This window comes from Paenibacillus sp. OT2-17 (assembly GCF_009827695.1).
In the GTDB taxonomy this organism is placed as follows: Bacteria; Bacillota; Bacilli; order Paenibacillales; family Paenibacillaceae; genus Paenibacillus; species Paenibacillus polymyxa_B.
Genome location: NZ_WUDQ01000823.1, coordinates 1 through 1,221, shown reverse-complemented (window position 1 = coordinate 1,221; position 1,221 = coordinate 1). Strand labels below are relative to the sequence as shown.

Below are 1,221 nucleotides of genomic sequence, written 5' to 3'. Positions count from 1 at the left end.
GGCATGAGACGACTGGAGAAGAGAGCGTTATGGGGCAAGTGGAATTCCGTAATGTCAGCTTCAAATATCCGGACGCGGAGGAGGCCGTGCTTCGCAACATCAGCTTCACGGCGAAACGAGGCGAGACGGTTGCCTTTATTGGCGCTACAGGCAGTGGCAAAACCAGCGTGATCAATCTGATTCCCCGTTTCTATGATGTGACCGAGGGAGAGGTACTCGTGGACGGTGCGAATGTCAGGAACTATAATCAGCAGGCACTCCATAACAAAATCGGGTATGTTCCTCAGAGAGCTGTACTGTTCAACGGTACGGTGATATCCAACGTTTCGTACGGTGATAACGGAAGAGCAGGAGCTTCGGAGAAACTTGTCAAAGAAGCCGTTGGTATTGCTCAAGGAACGGAGTTTGTCGAAAAAATGGATGGTCAATATCAGGGTAGAATTTCGCAAGGTGGAGCGAACGTGTCCGGTGGTCAAAAGCAACGGCTGTCCATTGCGCGTGCCATCTACCGTCAGCCTGAAATTTATATTTTCGATGATTCCTTCTCGGCACTAGACTACAGAACAGACCGGATTCTGCGCTCCGCTCTCAAAAAAGAAACCGGCGACGCTACGACACTTATCGTTGGTCAGCGCATAGGTACGATCAAAGACGCTGATCGGATTATCGTGCTGGACCAGGGAGAGATTGTAGGGAGCGGCACGCATGAAGAGCTGATGACGAACTGCAGCACCTATCAGGAGATCGCATTTTCGCAGCTTTCGAAGGAGGAACTCATACATGGATAAGAATGAACACACCGTCGACAGCCAGCAAATGAAAATGAATCAGGGAGGTCCCATGGGTAAAGGCCCTGCGGGGGGCAAGGGTGCTGGTGAAAAAGCGAATAATTTTAAAAAGACCATCAGCCAGCTTGTATCCTACAGCAAGGCCTATGTGCCTATGATTGTACTAGCTATGGTACTGGCCCTGGTCGGCTCCACCCTCAACGTGATTGGCCCGGATAAGCTCAGTGATATTGCCAACCTGATTCAGGAAGGAATCGTAACCGGGATTGATGTAAGTGCTGTTCAGAAGATTGTTCTTGTATTGGCGCTTTTATATGGATTTGGTCTTATCTTTAACTATTTCCAGGGCTTCATTACAGCAACCGTCTCACAGCGTCTTACAAAGAAGATGCGGACAGAGCTGTCTCGAAAAATCGATCATATGCCTTTGAAG

General features: G+C 49.1%; 2 protein-coding genes. Both read left to right on the top strand.

Translation table 11 applies throughout. The features are described from left to right. The coding region (locus GRP75_RS27410; protein WP_160790944.1) for an ABC transporter ATP-binding protein at positions 1 to 788 on the top strand (788 nt) is incomplete at its 5' end. Continuing rightward, on the top strand, positions 781 to 1,221 hold a 441-nt coding region (locus tag GRP75_RS27405; protein ID WP_160790943.1), incomplete at its 3' end, for an ABC transporter transmembrane domain-containing protein. The genes GRP75_RS27410 and GRP75_RS27405, both read left to right, overlap by 8 nt.